We start from the raw sequence: 7,527 nt of genomic DNA on the forward strand, positions 1-7,527 counted from the left end.
GGCCGCGTGTTGCCCTCCCGGCACCCGGCTCCCGGCTCGACTTTAAACTCGGAGAATTTCGCAACACGCCGCCCACGGCGCTGGGGTGACCCGTGTCGCCTAAAAACTTCGAAGTCACGTCCTACAGCACCCCGCACCTCGCACCCCGCATCCCGAGCGCCCCGGACCCCCACACGCCAATCGGCCGCCCCCGGAACCCGGGAACGGCCGATCAACGAAAGCATCAACAAAGGCATCAACGAGACACAGGAGCCGAAACCCCTACCAGCGAACCCCCTACACCGACGGATGCGTGCGCTTGATCGTCCCCAGCGTCTGCCGGGCGATCTCCAGCTCCTCGTTCGTCGGGATGACGAGCACGGTTACCCGGGAGTTGTCCGTGGAGATCACGCGCGGCGTGCGGGACTTGGCTTCGTTGCGCACGGGGTCGATTTCGATCCCCATGCCCTCGAGTCCGGCCAGGGCGCCCGCGCGCACGATCGGCGAGTTCTCACCGACGCCCGCGGTGAAGACGATGACGTCCACGGTTCCGAGTTGCGCGTAGTAGTTGCCGACATAGCCTTTGACGCGGTGGAAGTACACGTCGAGGGCAGCCTGGGCGACCGGGTCGCCCGCGACCGCGGCATCCTCCACGTCGCGCATATCGCCGTTGCCGGCCAGGGCCAGCATGCCGCCGCGGCGGTTGAGCAGGTCGTCGAGCTCGGCGGTGGTCATCCCGGCCCGGCGGCGCAGGTGGAAGATCACGGCCGGGTCGATGTCGCCCGAGCGGGTGCCCATCGCGAGCCCCTGCAGCGGGGTCATGCCCATGGAGGTGTCGATCGATTCGCCGCCGTCGACGGCACACACGGATGCCCCGTTTCCCAGGTGCAGCACGATCGTCTTGAGCTCGGCCAGGGGCCGGTCGAGGTAGGCCGCCGCGGCCTCCGAGACGAACTTGTGCGAGGTGCCGTGGAAGCCGTACTTGCGCACGCGGTACCGCGTCGCGATGTCCCTGTCGATCGCGTAGGTGTACGCGGCCGGCGGCAGCGTCTGGTGAAACGCGGTGTCGAACACGGCGACGTGAGGCACGTTCGGGAAGCTGGCGCGGGCGGCACGGATGCCCTGCACGTTGGCCGGGTTGTGCAGCGGAGCGATCTCGGAGAGGTCCTCGATGTTCAGCTCGACCAGGTGGGTGATCTCGGTCGGCTCGAAGAACCGGTTGCCGCCCTGCACCACGCGGTGGCCGACGGCGATCAGGTTCGTCTCGGACAGCTTCGGGCCGTGCTCGGCGAAAGCCTCGATCATCACGGCGAAGCCGGCGGTGTGGTCCATGATCGGCAGGTCGCGCTCGGTGCGGCCGCCCTTCGACGTTCCCGCGGTGTGCCGTGAGTGCCCGATCGGCTCGCCGATGCGCTCGACCAGGCCGCTGGCGAGCTCCGTTTCGGTGTCCATGTCGATCAGCTGGTACTTGAACGACGACGATCCGGAGTTGACGACCAGGATGGCGGTCATGCGGACACCGCCGCTGCGGCCGATGCGGAAGATGCCGCACCGGAAGCCGAAGCTGCCGGGGTGCCGGACTCGGACGCTGCGAGCGTCGCGGCCTGGATCGCGGTGATGGCTACGGTGTTGACGATGTCCTGCACTAGTGCTCCTCGAGAAAGGTCATTGATGGGTTTGCGCAGGCCCTGGAGGACGGGGCCGATGGCCACTGCTCCGGCGCTCCGCTGCACGGCCTTGTACGTGTTGTTGCCCGTATTCAGGTCGGGGAAGATGAAGACGGTGGCGCGGCCGGCGACAGCCGAACCGGGCATCTTCGTGGCGGCGACGGCGGCATCCGCCGCCGCATCGTACTGGATGGGACCCTCGATCAGAAGGTCGGGGCGACGCTCCCGCACGAGGGCGGTGGCGGCCCGCACCTTGTCCACGTCGGCACCCTGCCCGGACTCGCCGGTCGAGTAGCTCAGCATGGCGATGCGCGGCTCGATACCGAATTCGACGGCCGTCTCCGACGCCGAGATGGCGATGTCGGCGAGCTGCTCCGCGGTGGGGTCAGGGTTCACCGCGCAGTCGCCGTAGACGAGCACCTTGTCGGCCAGCGCCATCAGGAACACGCTGGACACGACCGAGACTCCCGGACGCGTCTTGATGATCTGCAGGCTCGGCCGGATGGTGTGCGCCGTGGTGTGCGTCGCCCCGGAGACCATGCCGTCCGCCAGCCCGAGCTGCACCATCATGGTGCCGAAGTAGGACACGTCGGTGACGAGTTCCATGGCCTGCTCGACCGTGACGCCCTTGTGGGCGCGCAGCTTCGCGTACGCCTCCGCGAACTTGCGCCGCAGCACGTCGTCGAAGGGGCTCAGAACCTGCGCCTTGGCGATGTCCAGGCCGAGGCCGATGGCACGCGAGCGCACCTCGAACTCCTCACCGAGAATCGTGATGTCGGCCACATCGCGGGCCAGCAGGGTCGCGGCGGCACGCAGCACGCGGTCGTCGTCCCCTTCGGGCAGCACGATGCGCTTTTGGTTGGTGCGTGCGCGCTCGAGCAGCATGTACTCGAACATCAGCGGCGTCACCACGTCGGCGCGGCTCACCTTGAGCCGGTCGAGCAGCACGGATGCCTCCACGTGGCCTTCGAAGAGCGCCAGCGCCGTGTCGCGCTTGCGTTGCGAGTCGGCTGCCATCCGTCCGGGCGTGTGTGTGATGCGCAGCGCGGCGTCATAAGAGTTCAGCTCGGTGCTGATGATCGGCACCGAGGCGTCGAGCCCCTCGACGAGCCGCCCGATCTCCTCGGGCAGGGCGAAGCCGCCGACCAGCACGATGCCGGCGATCGACGGGAACGTAGCGGACGAGTTCGCCATCAGAACGGCCAGCAGCACCTGCGGGCGGTCGCTGGGAACCACAACCACGGCGCCCTCGAACAGGCGCGGCAGCACGTTGACCATCGACATGGCCGCCACGACCACGCCGAGCGCCTCCCGGGACAGCAGCGCGGGGTCACCCTTGACGAGCGTGCCGTCGGTGGCCTTGAGGATGCTCTTCATGCTCGGGGCCACGAGGAACGGGTCTTCGGGCAGCGCCCAGACCGGCACCGCGTTGCGCCCGCTGCCGGGCTTCGTGTCGGCGTCGACGACGCTCCGCACGGCGTCGATGAGCTCATCGAGCCGAGTCGGATCGGCGCGGTTGACGATCACGCCAAGCAGTGAAACGTGCTCGTCGCGCAGTTCCGCCAGGGTCACGTCGGTCAACTGGCGGATGTCCTCGGCCGTGCGCGGGTCGCTCTGGCCGAGCTGCCGGTCACCCTGGCTGAGCGTGTCGCGCTGGCCGGGACCGACCCGCCCGCCGAGCACCAGCAGCACCGGCACCCCCAGGTTGGCGGCGATGCGCAGGTTGAAGGCGAGCTCGGTGGGACTGCCGACATCCGTGTAATCGGAGCCGATCACGACCACCGCGTCACACTGGGCCTCGACGGCCTTGAAGCGCTGCACGATGCGGCCGAGGGCCGCGTCGGGGTCGAGGTGCACCTCGTCGTAGGTGACGCCGACGCAGTCGTCGTAGGTCAGCGGGGGCTGCACGGTGAGCGCAGACGCACTCGACAGGTGCGAGAGCAGCAGCTTGAGCACGTAGTCGGGGTGGTGCGCCGAGCGAGCCACGGGCCGGAACACGCCGACGCGCTCCACCGAACGGAGCAGGGTGTCGAGCACGCCCAGGGCGATGGTGGATTTGCCGGTATTTCCCTCGGCAGAGGTGATGTAGATACTGTCAGCCACGGTTTATACGTTATCTCCGCCGGTGGAGACACCGGCATTGTCGGGGGTCACGCCGACGCCCTCGGCGTCCCAGACCCATTCGGTGACGGCGGGGATGTCTTCCCCGTGGTCGCGGGTGTAATTGCGGGCCCGAAGGCGGGCATCCTGCATCTCCTGGCGAAGCAGGGCGGCGCGGGCGCCGAGTCCGGGAACCCGGTCGATGACGTCCATCACCAGGTGGTACCGGTCGAGGTCGTTGAGCATGACCATGTCGAACGGCGTGGTGGTGGTGCCGTTCTCCTTGTAGCCGCGGGCGTGCAGGTTACCGTGCCCGGTGCGCTTGTAGGTCAGGCGATGGATCAGCCACGGATACCCGTGGTAGGCGAACACGATCGGCTTGTCTGCCGTGAAGATGGCGTCGAACTCGTTGTCGCTGAGGCCGTGCGGGTGGTCCGCCTCGGACTGCAGGCGCATCAGGTCAACGACGTTCACGACGCGCACCGATAGGTCGGGCAACCATTCCCGCAGGATGGCGGCCGCGGCCAGCACCTCGAGGGTGGGCACCTCGCCGGCGGCGGCCAGCACGACGTCGGGTGAGGTGCCGAACGTCTCGGTTCCGGCCCAGTCGAAGATGCCCAGACCCCGCTTGCAGTGCGCGACGGCCTGGTCCATGGTGAGCCAGTTCGGCGCGGGCTGCTTGCCGGCGACGACCACGTTGACGTAGTCCACACTGCGCAGGCAGTGGCTGTAGGTGGCGAGCAGCGTGTTGGCGTCGAACGGCAGGTAGACGCGTACGACATCCGCACTCTTGTTGACGACGTGGTCGATGAACCCGGGGTCCTGATGCGAGAACCCGTTGTGATCCTGGCGCCAGACGTGCGAGCTGAGCAGGTAGTTCAGGCTCGAGATTGAGCGGCGCCACGGGATCTCGCGGGTGACCTTGAGCCACTTCGCGTGCTGGTTGAACATCGAGTCGACGATGTGAATGAAGGCCTCGTAGCAGTTGAACAGGCCGTGACGGCCGGTGAGCAGGTAGCCCTCCAGCCAGCCCTGGCACTGGTGTTCGCTGAGCATCTCCATCACACGGCCGGCGCGGGCGAGGTTCGTGTCACCCTCGTGGAATTCCGCGTTCCACTGCTTGTCCGTGGCCGCGTAGACGGCCGGGGCGAGGCGGTTGGAGGCCGTCTCGTCGGGCCCGAAGATGCGGAAATTGTCGGGGTTGTCACGGATGACGTCGGCCAGCCAGGTGCCGAGAACCTTGGTCGCCTCATCGGTGGTGGCGCCCGGGGAAGGGACATCCACCGCGTACTCCCGGAAGTCGGGCAGCTTCAGCGCCCGGCGCAGCAGCCCACCGTTGGAGACCGGGTTCGCGCTCATCCGCAGGTCGCCCGCGGGGGCCAGCGCCGAGATCTCTGCGGCGGGGGCGCCGTTCGCGTCGAAGAGTTCGCCCGGCCGGTAAGAGGCCAGCCACTCTTCGAGCAGCCGGGTGTGAGCCTCGGTGTCGCGGGCGTTGCTCAGGGGCACCTGGTGCGAACGCCAGGAGTCGACGACCTGCACCCCGTCGATGACGGGCGGGCAGGTCCAGCCCTTGGGCGTGCGCAGGATGATCATCGGCCAGCGCGGACGCTCGGTGTCGCCGGCGAGGGCGCGCGCCTTGATCGCGGCGATCTCGTTGAGCACCTCGTCGAGGGTGAGCGCCATGCGCTGGTGAACGAGAAGGGGATCCTCGCCGTCGAAGCCGCCATCCACGATGTAGGGCTTGTGGCCGTAGCCGCGCATCAGGTCGAGGAGTTCCTCTTCCGGGATGCGGGCGAGCACGGTGGGGTTGGCGATCTTGTACCCGTTGAGGTGCAGGATCGGCAGCACGACGCCATCCTGAAGCGGATCGATGAACTTGTTCGAGTGCCAGCTGGTGGCCAGCGGGCCGGTCTCGGCCTCGCCGTCGCCGACGACCGCGGCGACCAGCAGGTCGGGGTTGTCGAACGCGGCGCCGTAGGCGTGGCTGAGCGCGTAACCGAGCTCGCCGCCCTCGTGGATCGAGCCGGGCGTCTCGGGCGAGGCGTGGCTGGGGATGCCGCCGGGGAACGAGAACTGGCGGAACAGGGCCTTGACGCCCTGCTCGCTCTGGTCGACGCCGGAGTAGATCTCGGAGTACGTGCCGTCGAGGTAGGCGTTGGCCACCATCCCGGGGCCGCCGTGGCCGGGGCCGGTGACGTAGAGGGTGCTGATCGACCGTTCCTGGATGGCGCGGTTCAGGTGGGCATAAAGAAAATTGAGCCCCGGAGTGGTTCCCCAATGGCCGAGCAGACGCGGCTTGATGTGGTCCCGCGTGAGCGGCTCACGCAAAAACGGGTTGTCGAGCAGGTAGATCTGCCCTACCGACAGATAGTTGGCGGCCCGCCACCAGGCATCGACGCTGGCGAGCGCTTCAGCGCTGAGCGGATGCGGTGACCGGTCTGGCCAGAGAAAGGGTTTACCGAATATTTCAGCCATGGTGCCTCCAGGCACTATCGGGGCGGGGGCGTTATCTGCGCCGTTTCATCTTACGAGATGAGGCGAAATCGTTATCATTGCTAACGGCCTGCGGCTGTGGCGGGGCTGTGGCTGGGCTGTGGCTGTTTTTCCGGCGCGTGCGGGCATGAAAAAGACTCCTCGCGCACCCACCAGAGCCCGGTTACCCTTGCTACGTTTCCGTCCTGGGGGAGTTGGCCGAGATGGCGCCACGCGAGGAGCCGACCCTTAGCTTAGACGCAAAGCCGGCGAGGCCGAAAACGGGGCGATTCCGAGTCGATTCCGAGTCTGCACCGGGTCTGCACCGGGTCTGCACCGGGCGGGCGGGGCGAGTGTGCACGGAGGCCACCGGAAACAGGTAAGATTCTCTAGGTCGTTCCTTGAGGGAACGTTCGGCCAGGAGAATTCGCCTAGTGGCCTATGGCGCACGCTTGGAAAGCGTGTTGGGTGAGAGCCCTCGGGGGTTCGAATCCCCCATTCTCCGCCAGATCGCGCTGCAGCACGCGGGCGGGCATTAGTCTCGACGAACTCGACAATCAACTCTCGGGGGTTCGAATCTTCCGCCCCCGCAGCGCTGCTTCCGTGCCCGGATGGGGCTAACTCAGGAGATCCAAGCCGCACGCAAACATCCACCGCCTGATTCCGGGGGCGGGAACCGCAACTGGCCGTGGATCTCCTGAGTTAGCCACCGACCCGCGTCCATAGCTCCCGCACATTCTGCCGGATGTGGCCAATAGAGCCCTGAAACAGCCCACCGCCGAGAATTGGCAGGAGTTATGCACGTAGCGAGGCTCCGACCGTGCCTGGCATGGGGCCAACTCAGGAGATCCGCGCGGACCGCTCCGCCGTGGCCGCAGACCAGTGCGGAGCAGACTGCGGCCGCCCAGGGATCTCCTGAGTTGGCCACGGAAGTGTCGGGGCAGGTCCGGCGAGCACCGGCGAGCACCGGGGGCTAGTCGGCGAACGGATGCCGCGGCGCACGCGGCACGGGCGGCGGCGGCACCGGCTTCGCGGCCACGACATCGGCGAGCGCGAGGACGACCAGACCGCGTTTGGTCTCAACCATGCACCCTGTGTCGGAGACGGACCGCAAGTAACCCACGGCATCCGTGACCCCGCCTTCGATGCGGGTGCGCACCACGATTCGGGTTCCGAGGGTGGTGCTGGAAACGAATTGGGCGGCGGCGAGGCTCATCCGGCTGAGCCTACTCTTCGAGCCCGAGCCGAGCGCAGCCCGGCCGCGCGGCGCCCGGCCCAGCCGCACCCAGCCGCACGCAGCCCGGCCCAG

Annotated in this window: 4 protein-coding genes, 1 tRNA gene and 1 other RNA gene; 1 reads left to right on the plus strand and 5 read right to left on the minus strand. The window is 67.7% G+C overall.

Features of this window, described 5'->3' with window-relative positions; genetic code table 11:
* Positions 1-276: 276 nt before the first annotated feature.
* The 4 genes from CXY79_RS03825 to ffs all read right to left on the minus strand — a co-directional run bounded on the left by CXY79_RS03825 (position 277) and on the right by ffs (position 6,465).
* A complete protein-coding gene (locus CXY79_RS03825; protein ID WP_104099832.1) occupies positions 277-1,491 on the minus strand; it encodes an acetate/propionate family kinase in 1,215 nt (404 codons plus the stop codon).
* Complete coding sequence (gene pta / locus CXY79_RS03830) at positions 1,488-3,749, minus strand: phosphate acetyltransferase (RefSeq protein ID WP_104099833.1); 2,262 nt, start codon at positions 3,747-3,749, stop codon at positions 1,488-1,490. Before pta ends, CXY79_RS03825 begins: the two co-directional genes overlap by 4 nt.
* A gap of 3 nt (positions 3,750-3,752) precedes the next feature.
* Positions 3,753-6,221: a phosphoketolase gene (locus CXY79_RS03835; protein ID WP_104099834.1), complete on the minus strand. Its 2,469-nt coding sequence runs from the start codon at positions 6,219-6,221 to the stop codon at positions 3,753-3,755.
* Positions 6,222-6,368: 147 nt separating this feature from the next.
* An RNA gene (ffs, locus tag CXY79_RS03840) (signal recognition particle sRNA small type) lies at positions 6,369-6,465 on the minus strand.
* A 173-nt stretch (positions 6,466-6,638) separates the two neighbouring features.
* On the opposite strand from ffs, the gene CXY79_RS03845 reads away from it, so the two are divergent.
* Positions 6,639-6,726 (plus strand) — tRNA-Ser (locus tag CXY79_RS03845).
* Positions 6,727-7,191: 465 nt separating this feature from the next.
* On the opposite strand, the gene CXY79_RS03850 is transcribed toward CXY79_RS03845, so the two are convergent.
* Positions 7,192-7,527, minus strand: a 336-nt coding sequence (locus tag CXY79_RS03850) for a hypothetical protein (RefSeq protein ID WP_233191212.1), incomplete at its 5' end; no start/stop codon positions are given.

Source organism: Cryobacterium sp. M96 (assembly GCF_002929845.1).
Taxonomy (GTDB): Bacteria; Actinomycetota; Actinomycetes; order Actinomycetales; family Microbacteriaceae; genus Cryobacterium; species Cryobacterium sandaracinum.

What these genes read in the sequence shown, in the direction of transcription:
- CXY79_RS03825 (WP_104099832.1), bottom strand. Translation starts at nt 1,491, where the DNA reads ATGACCGCCATCCTGGTCGTCAACTCCGGATCGTCGTCGTTCAAGTAC.
- CXY79_RS03835 (WP_104099834.1), bottom strand. Translation starts at nt 6,221, where the DNA reads ATGGCTGAAATATTCGGTAAACCCTTTCTCTGGCCAGACCGGTCACCG.